We start from the raw sequence: 21,476 nt of genomic DNA on the forward strand, positions 1-21,476 counted from the left end.
CATTACCCCTGAATCGACGGCATAGCGGCGACTCCGGGGCCTTCGATTGAACTACGACCTCCGGTTTTAGGGGCGACTCTGATGTGGGTCGAGATGCGTTCCCTGAGCGCAGCCACATGAGAGATGACGCCAATCAGTTTGCCGGACTGCTGCAACCCGGCAAGGGTGTCGAGCGCCGTTTCAAGCGCCTCCTCGTCCAGCGTGCCGAACCCTTCATCCAGAAAGAGCGAATCGACCCGAACGTTGCGGCTTGACATCTGCGACAAGCCGAGGGCGAGCGCGAGGCTGACGATGAAGCTCTCTCCGCCGGAGAGGTTGCGCGTCGAGCGTACTTCACCCGCCTGCCACTGATCGATGACGCTGAGTTCGAGCGGATTGTTTGGATCGTGCAGGAGCTGGTAACGGTCGGTCATCTGTCGGAGCTGGCGGTTGGCATGCGAGATCATCAGCTCGAAAGTGATGCCCTGCGCGAAGTTGCGGAACTTCTTGCCGTCCACTGAACCGATCAAATCGTGCAGCAACTCCCAGCGGCGGTACTCTGACTTCTGCGCCTCGACTGCATGCAATTTGATGCGATGCTCACCGGCAGCCTGTTCGTTTTCCCGAAGCTGATTTGCGATAGCGCCGATCCGTCCCCTGACTTCGCGTAACTGCTCCTGCCGCCGGGCGATGCGCTCCGAAAGCTTCTCGTTGCTCTCCGATGTGAGTTGGCGTTCGCGCACTTCATGAAGCTTCGTCTGCCGCTCTTTGCGTCGCGCTTCGAGCTCATGCGCACGCTTGTTGAGCGAATCGGCTTTCTGTTCGAGCTTCTGCCGTTCTCCGATGGGCAAACGAGCCTCAAGAAAAACCGCTTCGCCGATAAATCCCTTTTGCTTGAGTTCAAGCGTAAAAGCCTCTTCCCTACGCTCAAGCACTAACCGCCGTTCTTGCAGAGCCTGGTGCAGCCCGGCAATCGCTGTTTCGAGCACGGACAGAGCTTCACGCGCGGCGTTGCGTTTTTCGGTGAGCTCATCAAGCTTGGTGCGAGCAGCTTGCAACGTGCGTTCGAGACGTTCTTCCTCAACATCGGGATCATGGCCCTGGAGCACGCCTGCACGTTTGGACTTCAAGGCTTCAAGGCTGGTGACTGCCGCCTTGACATCCCGATCTTTCTCTAAAAAATCTGCACTAATCGTGGCAAGTTGATCATCGAGATTTTTCAGGCGCGACTGGCCAGCAAGCTCCTCCTGTTCGAGGGTTCGGATGCGTTTTTCGTTGCTCGCCCACTCTGTGCTTCGCAGTGCGAGCGCAGACACGATCTCTGCCGGATCATCGATCTCTCGAACTCCGAATGGCTCCACCAGCCTGGAGAAGCTTCGCTGCCGCTCGGCAACGTTCTGCTGCGCCAGACCAAGTTCCTTTTTCAGCCGTGCAAGATCGAGTAGCAGTGACCGCTGACGTTCGGTCACTTGTTCAAGACGGCGCTGAGCAGTATGTGCCGTCTCGTTCAGTTGGGCCACATCGGCCTCATGGTCTCTAATCCGCTGTTCGAGCGTTTCGAGTTGTTCAATGCGTCCGGCAAGCGCATCCCGCTGCGACGCGGTTTGCTGCAAAGCTTCCTCCACTACCGGCTCGGCTTCTCGTGCAGGCACATTAACTCCGACCTCTTTGAGCAGGGCGAGGCACTTTCGGCCGGATGATTCTCGCAATTCGGCAAGTTCTTGCAAGCTCTTGCGGCGCTCATCGATCTCCGTGCCGGTTTTAGCCAAAGCAAGTTCCAGCTCTTTGAGCGCTTTCGAGCGTTCCTGAACGATGCGCCTGGCTTCATGCAACGCCTCCTGGCTGCGCTCAAGCAACTCCGACGCACCGTCAGCCCAGGGATGACTGGGCGAGCCGCAAAGCGGGCATGGCTGGCCATCGACAAGCCGCTCGCGCTCCTCTTCAAGACTGCGTACCCGGTCGGCAAGTCGTGCAAGTTCTTCCTGCGAAACCAGGTCTCGCTCGGCATGTTCGAGAAGTTGCCGGGCATGATCGAATTTAAGCGAAAGTTCCTCCTGCCTGCGCTCTGTCTGCTGGATTTCCACCCAGATCTTGTCGATCTTTGGTACAAACTGCTTTCCCTCGGCATACAGCGCGACAATCGCTTCAAGCTGGCGATGTCGTTCGCGGAGACGATCAAGCTCCCCACGAAGCGACGAAAGGCTTGCCCCATCCAGTTGCAAGGCGAACGACTCCTTCATTTTTCCGAGCGCCATGCGAGCATCATCGAATGCGCTTTGAGAAGCACGAGCGTCCGCTTCGGCAAGCACCAATTCGCCCTGCAACACTTCAAGGTTGTGCTGGGTATCAGTGATTCCCGAAGCGGCAGCCACCTCGCGTTCGGCGGCGGGACGAAGCTCGTCGAGCGCGTGACGGATACCGGACAGCGCTCCGGCGAGTGATGCATCAGTCTGATGTTGATTTTGCCATGCCTGCAAATTTTGCAAGGCGATACGGATGGATCCGAGGGCTGTCGAAACTTCGGCACGTTCGCTCCGGAGCTGCGCCTGACGCTCTTCAAGCGTTTCGGCATCGTGTTGCAGCCGCTCGACTTCGCCCGACTTGCCCGCAATCTGCTCGTCGAGCTGACGGGCGTGAGCGATCAGCGGCCTGCCATCCTGCAAGGCTTGCTGCGCCGATGCAACCCCGCGTTCAGCAGCTTCGAACGCCTCCCCTGCCTCACGGACAGCGCGTTCCGATTCAGGATGTTGCACCTCTTTTCCGGCCAGTTCTCCTGCATTGCGTTGCAACTCCTCGCGCATAAGCCGCACCTCGGCATACGCGACCTCGATTAGCGCGGCAGTTTGCGCACGTTCAAGGCGGCGAGCATCAGCAGCGAACGCTTCGCGTTCGGTATTGAGTGCCTCGGCCTCCCGGCTGTTGGCGGCAACCGCCTCTTCGAGCCGCGCGATCTCTTCGAGCCAGCGCAGGGCAGCGGAATCCGATTCAAGGCTTGCCGACATTTTCGCTTCCTGCTCCAGAGCTTCACTCCGCTCCGCCTCAAGCGCAGCAAGTTCCTCCGCCCCCAGCAGGCGGATGCCGCCCACCTCGATTTCCAGCCGCTGAAGGCGTTCCAGTTCGGCACGCTTGCGCTCGTGTACCTTCATCGAAATTAACGAGTAAATCTCGGTGCCGGTGATCTGTTCGAGCACTGGGGCACGCTGGTCGGCATCAGCTTGCAGAAACTTTGCGAAGTCCCCCTGCGCGAGCAGCATCGAACGGGTGAAGCGGTCGAAGTCCATGCCGGTTCGCGCCTCCACCTCCAGCCGCGTCTCCTGCACCCTCGACTGGATGATCGCTCCGGTCGCGGCATCGGCGATTTCGTGCTTCTGCGCCTGCAACGCGCCGCCCGGCTTTTTGCGCGACCGGTGCTGGCTCCAGGTGCAGCGGAAGGTGCCGGAGGCGGCGGCGAAGGTCACCTCGGCGAAGCACTCGCCCGCGTGGCGCGACATGATTTCGTTGCTGCTAACGGTGATCTTGCCAAGACGCGGCGTCTCGCCGTAGAGCGCCAGGCAGATGGCGTCGAGGATGGTGCTCTTGCCCGAACCGGTGGGGCCGGTTATGGCGAACACACCGTCGGCCACGTACTCCGGGCGGGTGAAATCGATCTGCCACTCCCCTTGCAGCGAGTTGAGGTTGGCAAAACGCAAGGTCAGAATTTTCATCCCGCCCCTCCCTCTTCGGCCCGGACGTCATCCTCGTGGATCGAGCGAAGCACCTCGCGGTAGCTTTCGAGAAGCACAGGCCGGAGCGTTTCATCGATTTTGCGTACGTCGAGGCAGCGCTCGAACACCGCTTCGGGATCGAGCTGTTCGAGCGTCTCGTCCTCGTCGAGCTGACCCATCGCCTGCCGAAGCGGACGATTGTTGCGGATGCGGCGGATTTCAAGCAGCGAGGCTTCGACCGCAGCCTCGAGCGCTTCCTGCACGACCGACGCGGGCTGGTCGCCGATATAGTCGATTTCGAGCCACGCCGAGCTGCCCGCCGACCGCAACACGGCGATGGCGGCCGTTACCTCGTCGAGGCTGCCCGCAAGCTTTTCGAGTGGCTGAAAGCAGGGCACCTCGACTTCCGTGACCTTCGGCACATGCCCCTCGAACTCCACCTCCAGCACCAGCTTCCGCTGCCGGGCCTCGCCGAAGCCCATCGGAATCGGCGAGCCGCTGTAGCGCAATCGCTCCTCGCCGCCCACCCGCTGCGGCACGTGCAGGTGGCCGAGCGCCACGTAATCGAGCGACGCCGGAAAAGCCGACGCGCCGATGCGGGCGAGCGACCCCACGTAGATTTCGCGCACGCCGTCATCCTCAAGCTTCACGCCGCCCGCCGTAAAGAGATGGCCCGTCGCGATCACCGGAATGTCGCATCCGAGGCTTTGACGACGCTCCTCAGCAATGCGGGCCACCTCGGCGTAGTGACGGGCCACGCCCTCGATCAACTTGCGATTTTTATCCTCCATGCTCTCCCCCGCCTCGACCGTCCGGATGTCGCGATCCCGCAAGTACGGCACCGCGCACACCACCGCCTCCGGCTCGCCATTAGCGTCGCGAAGCACCAGCACCTCCTCCTCCGGCTCGCCGTTCACCGCCCCGAGCACATGCACGTCGAAGGAACGCAAAAGATCCTTCGGAGCATCGAGGAACGACGGCGAGTCGTGATTTCCCCCCACTATGATAATATGGCGGCAAGGCGAGTCGGACGACAAAGCGATGCGATGCAGGAACCGGTAGTAGAGCCTCTGCGAAGCGTTGGAAGGCGTGGTCGTGTCGAAAATGTCACCGGAAACGATCAATGCCTCGATCCCCCGCGACTCGACGAGCTCGGCAAGCCAGTCGAGAAACAGCTCGAACTCACGCTGCCGACTGCGTCCGTAAAGCGTTCGCCCAAGATGCCAGTCCGATGTATGAAGGATTTTCACAATGGATAATGGAGAATGGATAATTGACAATGTAGAAAGAGGCTAGGCGCCCGGCAACTGTTGAGCTGCCTCTAATCGCTGAAATTCGGTTATGGTATATTACTTTGATATGTAAAGCACTTTGTCACTATTACAACAAAAAAAACTCATCGAATACCTGCATCCGTTTTCGTCCGTGCTTGTCCGTATGAGTCAACAAAAAAGACTACAAGGACAACAGGGCGAACACACAGGTTCGCCCCTACAAAAACAACCTCCCATTACGGACGCTTCGCGAAGTGCCCGTAAGACGCTCACCATCTCATTCCACGGGCTTTGCAATCAGCAGTCTTGTAGGGTTTTCAAACCTACCCCTACGATTCATCATCAATTGTCAATTCTCCATTATCCATTAACTCTTGCGGCAGCTTTTTCGAGACTTTCGCGCCGAGTTTGCGAATTTCCTCGGCGCGTCCGGCGAGGTTGCCGCGTCCTTCGGTGAGGCGTTTCATGGCGAGATCGAAAGAGTCCGAAACGCCGGTGAGCTTGCGGCGGGCGTCGGTCATCGCTTCAGCGACGAGCACCACCTGGTCGTAGATGCGGCCCGCTTTGTCGGCAATGAGTTCGGCGTTGCGGTTCTCGTTTTCGCGCCGCCAGATTTGGGCGATCAGGCGCAGGGTAATCATGAGCGTCGTCGGACCGGTGACGACGACGTTCTTTCCGGCAAGTTCGTAGAAAAGCGACGGATCGGCCTGCATCGCCGCCTGGTATGCCGGTTCGAGCGGGATGCACATGATGACGAAGTCGAGCGTGCGGTTGCCTCGGAGCGCCGCATAGTCCTTGCGTTCCAGCTCGGCCACGTGCCGCCGCACCGACTGCACGTGCTCACGCAACGCCTCGCTGCGTCGCGCCTCGTTCTCCTCGCCGCACCAGCGCTCGTAGGCGGTCAGCGACACCTTGGCATCGACGACCACCGCCTTTTCGCCCGGCAGGTGCACCATGAAATCGGGACGCACCAGCCGCCCGTCGTCGGTGCGGTCGCTCTCTTGGACAGTGTATTCACGCCCCTTGACCAGCCCCGACGCCTCGAAAAGCCGCTCGACGATCAGCTCGCCCCAGTCGCCCTGCTTCTTGCTCTCGCCCTTGATGGCCCGCGCGAGGTTGTTGGCCTCGTCGCTCACCTGATGGTTCAGCTCCTGAAGCTGCCGCACCTGTTCGAGCAGCCGCGCCGAAAGCTCCGTATCGCTGCGATGCACCTCATCGACGCGCTGGCGAAACGAGTCGAGCTGCAAGCGGAACGGCTCCAGAAGGCCATCGAGCCACTGCCGGTGCTGCTCCGAAAGCGCCGCGCCCCGCTCCTCCACGATCCGGTTCGCCAAATTCTCCATCGTCGCCTGCAACCGCGCCTCATCAGAGCGTCGAGCCTCCTGCGCTGCCGTACCCCGCTCCCGCTCATGCTCCACCTCTGCCTGCAACCGCGCATTCTCCACCGAAAGCGCCTTGGACTCCCGCTGACTGCGCAGAAGCAGGAATCCGAGTGCGGTTATGAGAATCACGAGCATGAGGATGACAAGGGTTGAGGTCATGGGTGGATTGGGGATTAATGTTAGTTGGGATGATTATTTTTTGTTTTGCATGTCTTGCAAAAGCTTGTCGAGATTTCTTTGTGCGATTTGCGTATGCGGGTGATCGCTGCCAAGTTGTTTTTCCCATATTTCCAGCGCTCGACGATACAATGACTCTGCATCAGTGTACTTTCTTTGAGCATGTAACAAAGAACCAAGATTGTTCACACTCATTGCAATAGCTGAATGATTGGGATCATACTGCCTTATAAATATCTCTAATGCTTTCTTTAAAACTGTTTCTGCTTCTAAAAATTTGCCCTGATATTGTAACAAGGTGCCAATATTATTCAGGCTTCTGGCTACAAGTGAGTGATCGGCGCCATACTTTTTTTCATATATCTCTAACGATCTTCTCAACAATAAATCCGCTTCTACATACATACCTTGATCTTGTAGCAGTAATCCTATGTTTTGTAGTATACCTGCTGCTTCATGATGATCTAAACCGAAACGTTTTGTTATGATCTTCAAGACACGACGATACAGTTCTGCTGCATCTAAATTCTTACCTTGAGCTTTTACTGATTCCGCAAGATTACATAAGCTCCCTGTTACATAAGAATGATCAGAGCCGAGTTTACTTTCAAATAGAGCCAACGAACGTCTGAGCAAAGCCTCTGATTCACCGTATGCGGCTTTGCCAAAATGATATGAAGCCATGCCATTCATCAATAATCCACAGGCTTCCCAAATTATATATTGATCATTTAGACAATTTTCAATTACTACTTGTGCATGAGATAAAAGCATTGAACACAAAGGCCAACTTGAGATATTGCTACTCCCATCTTTCGGAAAATCTAAACTCAAAGCCACCACAATCACATCCCGGCATTTGGCAAGCGCATCCTCACTCATACGATCCCTGACGACCGATTGTACCAGACGATGCACGGTAACAAACTTTTCATCGAGCGTTATCAATGAATAGGAACGCAATGCTTCATAAGCCTCGTCAAGCATGAATTCATCGACGCTTTCCTCTTTCTTCACAGCTTCCCCATAAATCTCCAGCGCCCTTTCCAGCAGCGTTCGGGGAATAGCGTCGGGCGCTACGATGCTGCATAACGACAATAGCAATTCGGCCATCGGAACTTTGCGAATCTCCTCGAAGGCCAAGCTCCACGTTGTCGCAACGGTGCTGTGATAACCGTCCGGCGCTTTTTCACGATTCCAGAGTTCCGATCTCCGGGTGTTGAACAGCGTCAGATAATCCACAAAACTCCTCTTTTTCGTATCGCAATAAGCCGCCGCCTGTTCAAGCGCGAGTGGCAAATCGCCGAGCGCTTCGGCAAGCGCATCAGCCCCCGCTTCATCCGTCCGACCGGTTCGCTTCAAGAGAAATGCAACCGACTCGTTCCGCTCCCACACCTCCATCTGCAATGGATTGCCGACGCTTTTCCAGTCAGGATTCCGGGAGGTGATCAGTACGTGGCCGCTGGCCGAACGGGGCAGATAACTCCTTATGCTGTCAGCATCTCTGGCGTTGTCGAAAATCAGGAGCCAGTTGCTGTTGCGCTCCAGCCACCTCGTCACAGCCTGAACGACCAGCGCCTGGTTAGTCTCCTCCTTCTCCGGCAAATCCAGCTCCAGAGCCAGACCCGCATAATCGCTCGCCAGCGCCGAGGGCTCCTCCGAGCGAATCCACCAGATCACCTCGTATGACGCACTGTGGCGATACGCATACTCGATAGCGAGCTTCGTCTTGCCAATCCCGCCCAGCCCGTACAACGCCTGCTGCGTCAAGGCGGTTTTCTGTCCTTTGGTCAACGATTCTCGAAGTTCGAGCAAGAGCTGTTCCCGACCGGAAAAGTTTGGATTGCGATGCGGCAATTTGCAAACGGGCGGCATCGAACCGGGAAAGCGAGGCTTTTTCTTCACCCGATTAAGATTATACGCCGGTTTGCTGGTGGGCTTGAATCGCGTATCGCTGCGAACGCCATTCAGCAACGCAGTTTCCGCCTGCTCCTCATCAAGACCTACGAGCGAAATGTAAGCCAGACGCTTCATCACGCCATCGATCTCGTGCGGACGAACGATCACCGGAATCAGCAATCCTCTTTCACCGGTCGGATCGCTGTGCATTGCCGTTTCCCACTCCGGCACCGTGAAGTCAGACTCGAAGTACTCCGGTGAAACAACCGCAATCGTTCGAGCACAATCCTTCGCCGCCTTGTCGATATTGCCGATCACGCTTTTGCCCGCCTGCCGCATATCCCACGCCTGAAACACGACATCGTACCCGGCATCTTCGAGCGTCCAGGCAATCCATGAGGCGATCTCTTCATCAACCCCAGTGTAGCTGATGAAGAAATCCTTTCTGGCTTTGGCGGCGGCTGAGTCCATGATGCGGTGAAGTTGTGGGGTTGCGCGTTCACGCTTTTCTGAAGATAGCCATTGGCGCAAAAATTACGGCAGAGTTGGCAGCAAGGAACTACAGGCAGCCCAGACTATGGCACGCGATAAATCTCCGGCGGATGGTGCTGCACTGTGCGGGCGTACCGGACTGCTGGCTTGCCGAAGAGCATAGCGTAGCCGAACGCATGATCGTCGGGAATGCCGAGGCGCTGGCGCATTTCAGGCAGCATCTCTTCGATCGCCCAGGTCGCGATACCGTTCCAGAGCGTGCCGACGCCGCAAGCCTGCGCGTACAATTCGAAAGTTGTCAGTGCGATTACGCAATCCTCCCTCGGCGTGGAGAGGCTTTTCGGAGCCGTGGCGATTAGCAGATGGGGCGCGTCCCGGAAAACGAGATCGATCTTGTGCTTCTGCCATACCTTCACGAAGCGGGCGTAGTACGCCTTCGATTCTGGCAGGGCCCCCTCTTCGAGCAACTGCACGAGCCTGTTCATCACCTCGTCACGGAAATGGGCTGTCTTCTCGCGGTCATCGAGCACGGTGAAGCGTACCTTTCTCGCGTTGACGCCGGTCGGCGCGCAGGATGCAACCGTAATCAGCTTGTCGATCAACTCCGGCGAGAGATTCTCCGGACGGTAGCGCCGCACCGAGCGGCGACCGGCGATCAGAGTTTCGAGCTGGTCTGGTTCGGGAAGATGCCCCTTCAGCGGTGTACTCCCGTCCGGACTGAACCCGAGGATGGAAATGGCCGCCTCCGGACAAATAGCCAGGCAGTGCTCACACCGCAAACAGGCGGACTCCTTCCCCGGAGCAATTACAGGATAATCCCCCTTTTCCATGACGATAATCCGGGACGGACAATCCGCCACACATTGTCCGCACCGTGTACAGCGTGCGCTGTCAACTTTAAAATCGATCATAACGTTCGTCGTTCAGTGTTTTTACAAATGAGACTATTGTTTAATGATACGGGCTTCAAACTTGTAATGCCAGCCTCCCGATTCAAAGAGGCTAAAAAACATGAGCTGTTTTGGGAAAACGATTTTTTTCTTACCTTTAGCTTCACTTTGGTGAAGTGGCCGAGTGGCTAGGCAGAGGTCTGCAAAACCTCGTACAGCGGTTCGAATCCGCTCTTCACCTCCAATAAAAAAGCCTGCTTTGACGCAGGCTTTTTTCGTTTACAGAACTCCCCTCTTTTACCCGATCTTCTCGGCACCGGAAATAATGGCGGCTACCAGCTTGTCGATGGTGGCGTCGTCCATCAGCACCGGGATGTTCAGGCAGATGCTGCTCTGGAGGAGCTGGCCGGTTCTGGGCCACAGCTCTTCGAGGTTGGCGTCGCGGTAGCGGTCGTAGGCCTTGAGCAGATGGCCCCAGACGGCGGCGTAGTGCCAGTCAATCGCTTCGGGCAGAATCTTCGTACCGAAACCGTGCTCCATCAGGTGCGCCTCGAACTCCAACGCAGCCTTGGGATCGCGAACCTTGAAGATCAACGTGTCGCCCTGCGCGCCGGCTTCGTCGGTGAAGGGACGCATCGTGAGGTTGCTGAGGTGGCTGATGCGATCCTTGATCTTGTACTTGTTCTCCCTTGCTTTGGAGAGGATGTAGTCGATTTTGGCGAGCTGGGCGACGCCAATGGCGGCGGTCACTTCGCTGAGGCGGTAGTTCAAGCCCTTGGCGCGGCGCGGATCCTTGCCGCGCGGCAGGCCGGGCAGGTGCATGTGGCCATGGTCGCTGAACTCGGCGACGCGGTCGTAAACATCCTTATCATCGGTGATGACCATGCCGCCCTCGCCAACGTGCAGGGTCTTGCCTGCGTCGAACGAGAAGGAGCCGACCTTACCGATGGTGCCGAGCTTGCGGCCCTTGTAGGTCGCGCCGAGCGACTGGGCGGCGTCTTCAATGAGCGTCACGCCGCGGCGCTCGCAGATTTCGGCGAGCTCATCCATTTTCGGTGCGGCCCACATCGGGATTGCCACGACGGCCTTGGTCTTCGGCGTGATCGCCTTTTCGACCTCCACCGGATCGAGGTGGTAGGTCTCGTCGATCTCCACCGGTACCGGCACCGCGCCAAGCGCAGCGGCGGCTTCGACCGGAGCGATGAAGGTCCAGGCGGTGCTGATAACCTCGTCGCCGGGGCCAACGCCTGCGCCCGCCAGCGCACAGTGAATCGCCGCCGTGCCCGACGACACGGCGTGGGCGTACTTCACACCCATGTAGGCGGCAAACTTCTCCTCCAGCTCCCGCGCCTTGTAATTGCCCGGTGCATACCGGTAAAGAGTGGTTTTCTCCCCGCTGAACAACTCCTGTATCTGGGCCAGTTCCTCCTGGCCAATCAGCTCGGCTCCTGCCATAATTTCGTAGTACGTTTAGGTTTGGTTAAGTCAACAAAGTTTTTTGCCAATAGGACTTATCGGTCAAGAAGAAAACGTCACAACTCAGGTCAAGGCGTCAATGACCACCCTGGCCGACTCTTCGTTGAACTCGACCGGGTTGCCACCGAACGATCCCGAAAGCGCCTGCGAGGCTTTGCTGGCCAGCTCGGCGACGTTGCCTTTGCCGTAGCCATAGGGCACGAGGTTCGGAATGGAAAGTTGGCGATAGAGCGCATCCATCTGTTCGAGCAGTTCAAGCGCCGACTCGCGAGGCGGGGTTTCGCGGCGCATCGGGTTGAGCAGCGCGTATTTATCGTAACCCTTGCTGACGTTGTAGCGCATGACCTCCTTGAGGAAAATCGCACCGGCCAGACCGTGCGGTACCTGGTGCTTCACGCCGAGGTAGTAGGCGAATCCGTTGGTCGGGCCGTCGCCGGAGTTCATCAGCGCCGTGGTGCCGCAGATACTGCCGAGCGCCAGGTCGAGTCGCGCTTCGGCGCGGTCGAGCTGGCCTTGCTGCAGAGCGTAGAAGGTGCGCTGGAAGCCTTCGATCGAAAAGATGCGGCTCAGCGCGGTGTGCTTTACCGAGCCGAAGCTGTCCACACAGTGCACGAGGCTGTCCATCGCCGAAGCGATGACGCTCTCCATCGGAGCACTCATCGAAAGCTTCGGGTCGATGACCGTGCGTTTCGGGAAGTTCTTGCGGCTGTTGATGCCGAGCTTGCGCCCTTCGTCCTCGTCGATGAAAACCGCGTTGAAGCTCACCTCCGCACCGCTGCCGAGTAGTGACGGCACAGTCACGAGTGGCACCGGGTCGTTCACATCCGTCGGGAAGCCCTTGAGCGACAGCGCAGGCACATTGTTGGTCAGCAGCAGCGCAATGCCCTTGCCGAGGTCGATGGTGCTGCCGCCGCCGATCACCACCAGGCCGTCGGGCGACTCGCGGCGGAAGAACTCGGCCACGTGCTCAAGATGCTTGTAGGTCGGCTCCCCCTTGAACTCGTTGCAATAGACCACGCAATTAGAAAAGCTCGCATTGATATTGCGCAGCACATCCTCGAAGTAAAGGTTGCCCGAAAGGCTCGCATCGTAGATGAGGCCCGGTTTCTTCATGCCGAGTGATTGCAGATGTTCATGCACGGCAAGGGCTTCGTTGACCCCGATGCACAGGTCGGTGGAAAGGAAAAAGTTCATGCTGATTCTGTTGGGTTCTTCAGGTTTCAGATGCGGCCTGCCCCGATTGAGCGAGCCCCTTTTTGGTCATGTAATACTCAACGAGATCGACCTCTTCGATGGTGTCGATCTCCCAGGTCTGCCAGAACTCCATCGGATAGACCGAGAGCTTCTGGCCGATACGATTGCCGAAATCGCGCAGCACCGATGGGGTAAACAGATAGATCGAGCCATTTTCGATGTACTGCGACGGGCGATCCTGCCGCATCCCGCGATTGCGGTAGTCGAAGTTCACGCTGTTCCAGTCACTTCCCCGCTGCTCCCAGATGGTGAGGTCGTCGGCGCGGGTAACTGAAATGAGTGAGTCGGCAGCTTCGCGGCGGAACACCTCGATGGCACGGTCGATGTCGCCGGGCTTGCGCAACGGTGAAGTCGCTTGGAGAAACACGACCGTCTCCGGCTCTGCGCCGTGCCGCGCGGCAATCTCTTCGAGCGCATGGAGGAGCGCCGACTCCGAGGTCGCCTTGTCGCCACTGATATGTTCGGGACGGTCGATCACCTCCGCGCCGTACGCTCGAGCGACCTCGGCGATGGCAGGATCATCGGTGGTCACGAACACGCGATCGACGTGGCTCGAATCGAGAGCCTGCAAAACGCTCCAGGCAAGCAGCGGCTTGCCGGCAACCGGATGGATGTTCTTCCGTTCCAGCCCTTTGGAGCCGCCTCTGGCTGGAATGATGGCTACCGTTTGCATGTCCCGTTATCTCGTCTTCAAAAATTGCCGGTCACGTTGACCTCAGCCGATACGGCTTCGGCAGGATTCAATATATCGCACCGGACGATATTGCCCTACACTCTGCGCATTGCGCTGAAGATTTTCCTGCATGTCACCCTTCGATCACCTGGCGGCAGACTTTGGCGATCCGGCTGGCCGCGGACCGATTCTGCAACGGCGTCAGTCGCCGGAGCCAGTCGGGGTCGAGGCCGCAGTGTACCGGCTTGTTCAGCGCCGAGCCGACAAAGATGGTCGAGGAGAACTGGGCGATCATCATCTGCGAATTGGCGATCATCTCCTCGGTCTTCCCTTCGGCATAGACGTAGCTGCCGGGCGCGTAACGCTCGATCTCGCGGGTTGCGCGGCTGACGTTTTCATTCGGATGCAGCTTGAAGAGCAACTGACGCCCGTCGGCCATGTCGAGGTAGTTGAAAATGTTGCGCTTGCGGTTTTCGTAGATGAAGGTCTCGCGGTTGTCGGAGGTGCAGACCAGCACGTAGTCGCGATGCTCGAAATCGTTGTCGAGAAAGCGCTCGCAATCATCGAAGTTGGGAATGCTCGTCACCTCGATCTTTTCTGGCCGGACGCCCTTGCTGATGAAGAGATCGCGGTACCCTTCGCTTGCCACGCAGAACTTTTCGTAGGTGTCGGACAGGCCGGTCGTCGACGTGCCCGCAATCCAGCGGGGCACCCAGCGGAAGTTCCGGGCGAGATGAAAAAGAATGGTTTCCGGCTCGGTCATCCCCTCCTGTACCAGCACGATTTTGCTGCGCTTGAGGTGCTTCGGAACGATCAGATCAGTGCAGGTCACCACAAGATCGTAACGGTGCAGAACACCGCCGATATCGAGCTGAAGGCCGTTGGAAAGCAGGTAATCGATGGCTTTGCTGGAGCGCTTTTTGCCCATGATCGTGAATTCGAGCATCCCCATTTCTGAGGCTTTGCCGAGCAGTCCGTCGCTGAAAAAGGGGGTGAACCACTGATCGTACTCACCGAGATGTCTTGCAATCTGGTGCATCTGGGTGGTCTGGTTCATGGAACCGCACACAAACAGAATCTTCTTCCTCATTCGCCCTCTTCACTAACTTGTTGTGCATCCTGAAGATGAATGCCTTCCATGAACATCACCCCGTAGCCGATCGCATACCAGATGATCTCTTTCAGGCGCCGTAACATCACGAATGCTCCTCCATAAGCAAGGTAATCGGGAAAACCGAGCGCATGAAAAAATGCGAGGTAGCCCAAGTCCTGAATCCCCAGGCCGGACGGGATGAAAAAGAAGATCGCTCTAAGAATGGTCAAGGCCGTGTCGAAAGCAAGCACCTGAAAAAAGGTCACCTTGAGACCCAAGAAATGCAATATAAGATAACTTTCAACCGCCAGTGTCATCCAGGCGCACACGTAGAGCACTATGACGGGAATCAACGGTGCAAGGCCGCCGGATTTGAGGTGCTGCAGCTTGCGGTCGGTCTCGGCAAACCCCGCTTCCTGCTCCAGCAGCCAGCTTCGCACCTTCTGGAACGGAATTTTCATCATCAGCCCGTGCAGACTCGAAGCGGCCTTGCCGTTGGTCAACAATAGCAGCAGCATGGAGATGGCCACGGTAATGAAAAGAGCTGCCGCCACCATAATGAGACCGAGGCCTTTAAAGCCAACCACCTGCGATGAGACCGACTGGAGCATACCGAATCCGGCAATCGCACCAAGCAGCGTATAGATGCCCTGGGTGACACCGAGCAGCAGCTTGCGAACAGCCACGCTGGCAAAGCCGTCCGGCAACGGAATGCCGAGGAACTTCCGGCAGAGCCAGGGTCGCAAGGGCTCCCCTACGGCCACGCCCGCCGGCAGAGTCATCGAAACCGTTTCGCTAACCACCTGAATCTTGAAAAGACCGGCAAAAGGAACCGGTCCGACCTCTTTCGGAAAAAGCCTCTGCCAGGCCAGTGTTTCCAGAACATGCAGACAGAGATAGGGCACCAGAATCCAGACCGAAGAGATGCCGATTGAACGGATCCGCTCGATAGCGGCGGCAAGATCGATCTCATGGAAAAGGAGGTAACCAATGAGCACCAGGCCGACGGCAAGCCCCGCATACCCGGGCCACGTCTTTGCTCCGTTGTTTTGTTTTTGCATAAATCAGATGTCGATGAGAAAACATCCGGGAAACAAAGCCCGCGTTCCATTCCGGGAAAAAAGCCGGTAACTTATTCCAAGCAATGAATATATCAAAAATCCAGCAGTAATATCACATGGTCAGCGCTCTCCCGGTACATCTCATCAAAATAATGGGATAGACGATGAAAAGCTGTTGGAGAAGAGGTTACCGATTAGTAAATAGTTATTGTGTATATGACGCTGACCCAGATGCTCCCGGTTTCGATGATGATCGCCTGATCAGGCCCGTTTTGCTTGCAATGCAAGCCGGGCTCTTCTCTGACTGACTACATGCCTCAATCCTGACATACAGGACTACAGATTTCCGGAACAAAACCTGTAATTCATGGGACTTATCAATCCTGATTTTCGGACTCTGCCCGAACTGTTCACCTCGGTCTTCAGCCACTTCAAAGGCCAGAGCGACCAAGCCCCTATCGCAAGAAAAATCAACGGAGCCTATGTTCCGATAAGCTACGACTCCCTCGCAGAGGATTGCCGGCAGCTCGCAGCTTTTCTGAAGGAAAAGGGCATCGAATCCGGTGACCGGGTTGCGATCCTGTCAGAGAACCGGCCCAGCTGGTATCTTGCGGACATGGCCATTCTCTCGCTCGGAGCGATCGACGTGCCGCTCTATCCGTCACTCCCTCCGAATCAGATCGAGTACATTCTGAACAATTGTGGAGCCAAGGGCATCATCGTCTCGAACATGCTTCAGCTCGGCAAAATCCTCTCTATCTGGCCCAAGCTCAACGATCTGAACCTGGTGATCGTCATGAACAAGCTCGACGAACCGATCGAGGATGTCATCGAGCTGAGCCAGGCCAAGAGCGAGGGCAAAAAGATACTGGAAGCAGCCCCCTGGCAGCTTGACGGCATTAAAACCGGGCCTGACGACGTTGCCACCATCATCTACACGTCGGGCACCACCGGGCTGCCAAAAGGGGTCATGCTCACCCACCGGAACCTCTGCGAGAACGTCAAGTCGTGCTCCACAGTCATCCGGCTGGACGAAACCGACAGCAGCCTGTCGTTCCTGCCGCTTTCCCACGCCTACGAGCGCACCGGCGGCTACTACCTGATGTTCGCCTGCGGAGCCAGAATCTATCTCGCTGAAAGCATCGAGACCATCTCCCTGAACATCATGGAGGCGAAACCGACCATTATCTTTACGGTGCCGAGGCTGTTCGACAGAATGAAAGCCAACATGCTCAAGGCGGTTGCCAAAGAGGGCGGGCTCAAGGAGAAAATCTTTTACTGGGCGGTCAGCACGGGTGAAAAGTACCACAACCAGCTCGCGGAAGGAAAAGTCTCGCCGATAGTCAACGTGCAGCACAAGCTGGCCGACAAGCTGGTCTATCATAAGCTCAGGGAGAAGTTCGGCGGACGGTTGCGCTACTTCGTGTCGGGAGGCGCGGCGCTGCCGCAGAAAACCGGGGAGTTCTTCCAGTCCATCGGCATCACCATTCTCGAAGGATTTGGCTTGACCGAAACGTCGCCAGTCACCAACGTCAACCGGCCCGAAAATGTCAAATTCGGCACGGTCGGTCCGCCGGTCAAAAACGTCGAGGTGCGCATCGCCCAGGATGGCGAAATCCTGCTCAAGGGGCCCAACATCATGAAAGGGTACTGGAAAGATGATGAAGCAACCGCAGAAGTGATCAAGGATGGCTGGTTCTACACCGGAGACATCGGCGAGATCGATGCCGACGGCTACCTGAAGATCACCGACCGCAAGAAGCATATCATCGTAACCTCCGGCGGCAAGAACATCGCTCCACTGCCCATCGAGAATCTCATTCTCGAAAGCCCGTATGTCGATCAGACGATGGTTGTCGGTGAAAAACGCCCCTTCCTCATCGCCCTGATTGTGCCCGATTTCCAGAAGCTCAGCGAGTTCGCGTCTGAACATCAGATAACGGCAGGCAGTAACAAAGAGCTGATCGAGGCCAAGGAGGTTATCAAAGTCTACGAACAACTGCTGCGAACCGTCTCGAGACAGCTTGCCACGCATGAAAAGGTGAGAAAGTTCCTGCTGGTCGAGGAGGCATTTTCAATTGAAAACGCTCTGATGACTCCGACCCTCAAGCTCAAGCGCAAGGAAATCTCGAAAAAGTACAACGATGAGATCGACAAGCTCTACAACGCCCTCAACATGGTCTACAACACCGAGTGAGGTCAGCGAGCCAAAACCTCGCTCACGAACGTTTTAGCAGAATAATGTCGAACCTGGATTTCTTCCCTCAGCTTTGTCAGTTCATCCACCCAAGAGGCACCTTCAGACTGCGTGGGGGCTGGAGACCGTTTTGCTATTATTTTAGGTTCTCAAGCAGATGCCGACAAGACACCATCCACATTACCCGCCATTCGATAGTACAAGCGAACAGCACGTGACTGCTCCCCCGCTCTGAAAGGAATGTGGTGCTTTGTCTTTCTATAGCCCAAGGCTCCGTTCGTCGAGGTATCCATGCCCGTATTTATGGCAGAAATCCAGATAATAGCGCAACCATTTCCGATATTCGCCATGACGGTTGGTATCAACCGCCTCACGCCCCAGCCAGTCGTTGAATTTGTCTACAAGCGCTTTCGGCAGGGTGATCATAGGTGATATCTCTATTCTCGTTTATCCTGATTTCAATATGATATCCATAAAAGTGGAATTTAAAACTTTCTTGATTTTACTCAACTTTTATGGTATTTTTTTAACGGGTTTGATTACAGAAGACTGTTGATGAGCGTCACATGAGACGAGATATGAAGAAACGAACTAATAACTTGTTAGCCGTCTGGAGGTTACAATTTAATATGAAAAATACTGACTACTATCCTCCGGTTCTTGGTAAGGGAGAATATCATTGCCCCCATTGCAACGTGTATGCAAAACAATTCTATGGACACGTGCATGCAATCTCCAATTTTGGCTGGGAAAGCATCGTAGATCAGCAATCGAAGTTCAATGAACCTCTTACAAAAGACTGGATTGTTACAAAGTGTCAACACTGCAACGGGATTTCAGTTTGGCATGACAACAACATGCTATACCCCAAGAAAATATTACCACCACCTCCTAATTCTGATTTGTCCGATGAAATAAAAGCAGATTACTTGGAAGCCGCCAATATTCTTGGTGACTCACCTAGAGCAGCAGGAGCTCTTCTAAGGCTGAGTTTGCAAAAGCTCTGTGTGCAACTCGGTGAAAAGGGAGAAAACATAAATTCTGATATAAAGAGTCTCGTTGCGAAAGGTCTAAATCCCCTCGTCCAAAAGTCCTTGGATGCACTAAGAATTACTGGAAACAATGCGGTACATCCTGGTGAAATAAACCTTTCGGAGGAACCTGATCGAGTTCTGAAACTATTTGGTCTTATAAACTTTATTGCTGACAAAATGATCACAGAGCCAAAAGAAATAGAGAGCTTCTACGATGATCTGCCTTCTGGTGCGCTTGATGCAGTTGAGAAACGAGACAATTCGGCTAACAAGTAGCTCCACCGGAAAAAATACTCGCTGTGCTCGCATTTTCCCGATGAGCTAGGCGTTATGTTTTAAAGGGAGGTAGTATATGTATCTCAAAGAACTGCTGAAAAGTGTGGGTATTCAGCGCGTCACAAACGATTCTTTGGGTTCAGTGTCGCCTGAGAAAGAAAAATTAATCAGGGTGTTCATTGATGCTCTGCTTGATGAGGATAACTGCCAAGCAGTGTTTAGGGGAGAAGACAGGGTTAGTGCATATGAGCAATCTGGCGCCAACACAACGACAAGCCTCGGTCGAGAACAGTTACTAGCAACTCATTCAGACATTATTTTCTACATCGGAACAAAATCAAGATCCTATTTATATGCTACCGATGGCATAGATGTGCCGATCGAGATACGCTCACTGGATAACTCTGTTTTTAAAACAATATTCAACGAAATTGAACATTCCATTGAGGATGGTTTGTATTCTGGGGAAAGTGAGTTTACTCGGTATTTTTGTAGAGCCAATAGGGATTCCTTTATCGAGAAAATCTCGCTTGTCGATGACGAAGAAAAACAACAAATAAAAATTTATTATCTCTGGCTCTTGCACGTGATCGGAGAAACGGAGTACAAACGATACTCTAACTTTTTATCTACAACAAAGAACCATAAAGTCGCAAATCGATTTGGTCATGATCAGATTGTCTATTGTGGGTGGATACCGAGGCCCATAAAGAAAAGGGCTGCATATCTGGGTAGTCTCATACAGCTTGAGCAACGCTTAAAGCACCTAGACTTGCCAACCTACAATGACGAGCCTTACCCTGACGAACAAGAAATATCTTTGCTTGGAGGGTTGTTTCCACATTACACGCTGGGAATTTTTGATCCAAGCACTCGAAAGCTAATTATTAACACGCATCTCCTTGATAATGCCATTTTGGATTTGATTTCCAATGGGATGTCTGAGCTTGTAATCAATTTGGGAATCTTCATTGATCAGTCGGAATTTGAGTCTAGTGAGAAGCTAAGAAATAGCAAATACAGAAGGTGGGTGTCGCATTCAGAAGGCGAAAGCTTTACCGATCACAATGTTCATCGCTAGAGAAAACATAACAAGGCAAATTAACTCGGACCACAAAAACCGCTACGCGCTTTTTGCGTCCGGTTATTTGCAGCGTTAGCGAGATGAGCAACGAGGGAAAGCGCATGAATCTGGAGAAAGGGCATATCGCACCATGTAATCGGCGGGGACCAAGGCGGTTGCTCGTATCGGTGGCTGCCACCTTGGTCGTCGCACTCCTGATTTGCCTTTACTGGATCTATCCGTTCCCTCCTCCGGTTGTCGTCCAGTACAAAGGGCGTGACTACCGCCTAGGTGAGTCGTGGGAGGAATTCCAGTCTCGGTTCCCCGGCAAGATCGAAGACCCAGCTGATCTGCAACGTGTGGCTGGAGGGAGCTTGCGGTTCAAGGCGATTCTCGACAGCCCCTCTCCTGCTATTGCTGTCCTGGACTCGACGTCCACGGTGATCTGTGTGCAAGCTCAGGACGGTAGCTATTGGGCCTACTCACTTGTCGGCGGACCGTAGTAAGAGGTGACTCCCTCGCTAACACGCCGGGACAACTGACGCCCCAGCGTCCGCCGCTGACCGGCGGAGCGTTAGCGGTCATCCTGCCCAAGTAAACCAAAGGGTGTCGAATCCAGGCAGCCTGAGCCCCAGGCTGGAAGAAAAAAATCAAAATCGGAATCAAAAAACAACGTGACCGTAATCGCTCCTTCGGGTAAAGGAGTTTTCATCATTTACCTCCGCCCCCACCAGACTCCCCTGCAATCCGCAACATCCGCTGCTCGCCATACTCCTCTATCATCGCCTCCTCGACCAGCATATCGACAATCGTGCCGATGCCGTAAGGGCAATCCGCGTACCGCTCTTCGACCGCCTCGCGGGAAAGTTCGCCGCTCTTGAGCAGCTCGCGCAGCAACGCGCTGCGGTACCAACGTCGGGAACCTTTGAAGGTTGACTGGCGCGTTAGCGGCGCAATGCCTGTCTTCCGCCCGGTCAGCTCCATCGCACCGTAATCCATGAGCGCATTGTGCCAGTCGCGGCTTCTCCCCTTCGGAAGCACCTCTTCGGCAACCGCCAGAAGCGCTTTTGGAGTAATCGATTCTGGAAGGTTCAGTTCATGAATCAGCACTCGCCGGATGTTGGTATCAACAGCAGCAAGATCGAGATTGTCCGCGAAGACAGGAATCGAGCGGCTCGTGTAGGCTCCGATGCCGGGCAGCTCGATAAGACGGGCAGGATCCGATGGCACGCAACCGTCAAACTGTTCGACAACCATTGCCGCTGCTCGGTGCAAGCGCTGACCACGAGAGTTATAGCCGAGACCGCTCCAGGCATCGAGCACCTCCCGAAGCGAAGCGGAAGCGAGCGTCTGTACGTCAGGAAAGCGCTCCAGCCAGAGCGGAAACCGGCGCGCCACGCGGTCGGCCTGCGTCTGCTGAAGCATCACTTCGCTCACCATGATGGCGTAGCGGTCGGTGGTCATACGCCAGGGAAAGCTGCGTCTGTTCTGCTGGTAGAACTCGAGAATTTTTGACTGGAAAGACTCGACAAAAGTGACATTCATAGCTTCT

General features: G+C 55.4%; 15 protein-coding genes and 1 tRNA gene. 4 read left to right on the forward strand and 12 right to left on the reverse strand.

What is annotated here, in order from left to right; genetic code table 11:
- Nucleotides 1-2: 2 nt before the first annotated feature.
- From CPAR_RS05555 to CPAR_RS05575, 5 genes are all read right to left on the reverse strand, one after another.
- On the reverse strand, nt 3-3,683 hold the full coding sequence (locus CPAR_RS05555) for an AAA family ATPase (protein WP_012502332.1): 3,681 nt from the start codon (nt 3,681-3,683) through the stop codon (nt 3-5).
- Nucleotides 3,680-4,933: an exonuclease SbcCD subunit D C-terminal domain-containing protein gene (locus CPAR_RS05560; RefSeq protein WP_012502333.1), complete on the reverse strand. Its 1,254-nt coding sequence runs from the start codon at nt 4,931-4,933 to the stop codon at nt 3,680-3,682. The genes CPAR_RS05555 and CPAR_RS05560 overlap by 4 nt, the downstream gene beginning before the upstream one ends.
- A gap of 353 nt (nt 4,934-5,286) precedes the next feature.
- Nucleotides 5,287-6,498, reverse strand: a complete 1,212-nt coding sequence (locus tag CPAR_RS05565; RefSeq protein ID WP_012502334.1) for a DNA recombination protein RmuC — start codon at nt 6,496-6,498, stop codon at nt 5,287-5,289.
- Nucleotides 6,499-6,531: 33 nt separating this feature from the next.
- Nucleotides 6,532-8,886, reverse strand: coding sequence for an FxSxx-COOH system tetratricopeptide repeat protein (fxsT, locus tag CPAR_RS05570; protein WP_012502335.1), 2,355 nt, complete (start codon nt 8,884-8,886; stop codon nt 6,532-6,534).
- Nucleotides 8,887-8,990: 104 nt separating this feature from the next.
- Complete coding sequence (locus tag CPAR_RS05575) at nt 8,991-9,818, reverse strand: nitroreductase family protein (RefSeq protein WP_012502336.1); 828 nt, start codon at nt 9,816-9,818, stop codon at nt 8,991-8,993.
- Between the two features lie 149 nt (nt 9,819-9,967).
- On the opposite strand from CPAR_RS05575, the gene CPAR_RS05580 reads away from it, so the two are divergent.
- Nucleotides 9,968-10,041, forward strand: a tRNA-Cys gene (locus CPAR_RS05580).
- Between the two features lie 53 nt (nt 10,042-10,094).
- Here CPAR_RS05580 and CPAR_RS05585 read toward each other — a convergent pair.
- The 5 genes from CPAR_RS05585 to CPAR_RS05605 all read right to left on the reverse strand — a co-directional run bounded on the left by CPAR_RS05585 (nt 10,095) and on the right by CPAR_RS05605 (nt 15,354).
- Nucleotides 10,095-11,252 carry a DegT/DnrJ/EryC1/StrS aminotransferase family protein gene (locus CPAR_RS05585; protein WP_012502337.1) on the reverse strand — a complete coding sequence of 386 codons (1,158 nt, stop codon included), beginning with the start codon at nt 11,250-11,252 and terminating at the stop codon, nt 10,095-10,097.
- Between the two features lie 84 nt (nt 11,253-11,336).
- Nucleotides 11,337-12,467 (reverse strand): iron-containing alcohol dehydrogenase, encoded by a 1,131-nt coding sequence (locus tag CPAR_RS05590; protein WP_012502338.1) that lies wholly within the window; start codon nt 12,465-12,467, stop codon nt 11,337-11,339.
- A 19-nt stretch (nt 12,468-12,486) separates the two neighbouring features.
- Nucleotides 12,487-13,200, reverse strand: a complete 714-nt coding sequence (locus CPAR_RS05595; protein WP_012502339.1) for an acylneuraminate cytidylyltransferase family protein — start codon at nt 13,198-13,200, stop codon at nt 12,487-12,489.
- A gap of 133 nt (nt 13,201-13,333) precedes the next feature.
- Nucleotides 13,334-14,290, reverse strand: coding sequence for a glycosyltransferase family protein (locus CPAR_RS05600; RefSeq protein WP_012502340.1), 957 nt, complete (start codon nt 14,288-14,290; stop codon nt 13,334-13,336).
- Nucleotides 14,287-15,354 carry a lysylphosphatidylglycerol synthase transmembrane domain-containing protein gene (locus tag CPAR_RS05605; RefSeq protein ID WP_012502341.1) on the reverse strand — a complete coding sequence of 356 codons (1,068 nt, stop codon included), beginning with the start codon at nt 15,352-15,354 and terminating at the stop codon, nt 14,287-14,289. The genes CPAR_RS05600 and CPAR_RS05605 overlap by 4 nt, the downstream gene beginning before the upstream one ends.
- Before the next feature lie 367 nt (nt 15,355-15,721).
- Here CPAR_RS05605 and CPAR_RS05610 point away from each other — a divergent pair, with 367 nt between their 5' ends.
- Entirely contained in the window at nt 15,722-17,551 is a 1,830-nt protein-coding gene (locus CPAR_RS05610; protein ID WP_012502342.1) for an AMP-dependent synthetase/ligase, read from the forward strand.
- Between the two features lie 258 nt (nt 17,552-17,809).
- Here CPAR_RS05610 and CPAR_RS10995 read toward each other — a convergent pair whose 3' ends face one another.
- On the reverse strand, nt 17,810-17,977 hold the full coding sequence (locus CPAR_RS10995) for a hypothetical protein (RefSeq protein ID WP_156773383.1): 168 nt from the start codon (nt 17,975-17,977) through the stop codon (nt 17,810-17,812).
- Between the two features lie 152 nt (nt 17,978-18,129).
- On the opposite strand from CPAR_RS10995, the gene CPAR_RS05615 reads away from it, so the two are divergent.
- On the forward strand, nt 18,130-18,861 hold the full coding sequence (locus tag CPAR_RS05615; protein ID WP_198002603.1) for a DUF4145 domain-containing protein: 732 nt from the start codon (nt 18,130-18,132) through the stop codon (nt 18,859-18,861).
- Between the two features lie 76 nt (nt 18,862-18,937).
- The gene (locus CPAR_RS05620) at nt 18,938-19,942 is read left to right on the forward strand and encodes a hypothetical protein (RefSeq protein ID WP_012502344.1); all 1,005 of its coding nucleotides are present in this window, start codon (nt 18,938-18,940) and stop codon (nt 19,940-19,942) included.
- 693 nt (nt 19,943-20,635) lie between these two features.
- On the opposite strand, the gene CPAR_RS05630 is transcribed toward CPAR_RS05620, so the two are convergent.
- A complete protein-coding gene (locus CPAR_RS05630) occupies nt 20,636-21,469 on the reverse strand; it encodes an HhH-GPD family protein (RefSeq protein WP_012502346.1) in 834 nt (277 codons plus the stop codon).
- Nucleotides 21,470-21,476: the final 7 nt, after the last annotated feature.

This window comes from Chlorobaculum parvum NCIB 8327, assembly GCF_000020505.1.
Classification (GTDB): Bacteria; Bacteroidota; Chlorobiia; order Chlorobiales; family Chlorobiaceae; genus Chlorobaculum; species Chlorobaculum parvum_A.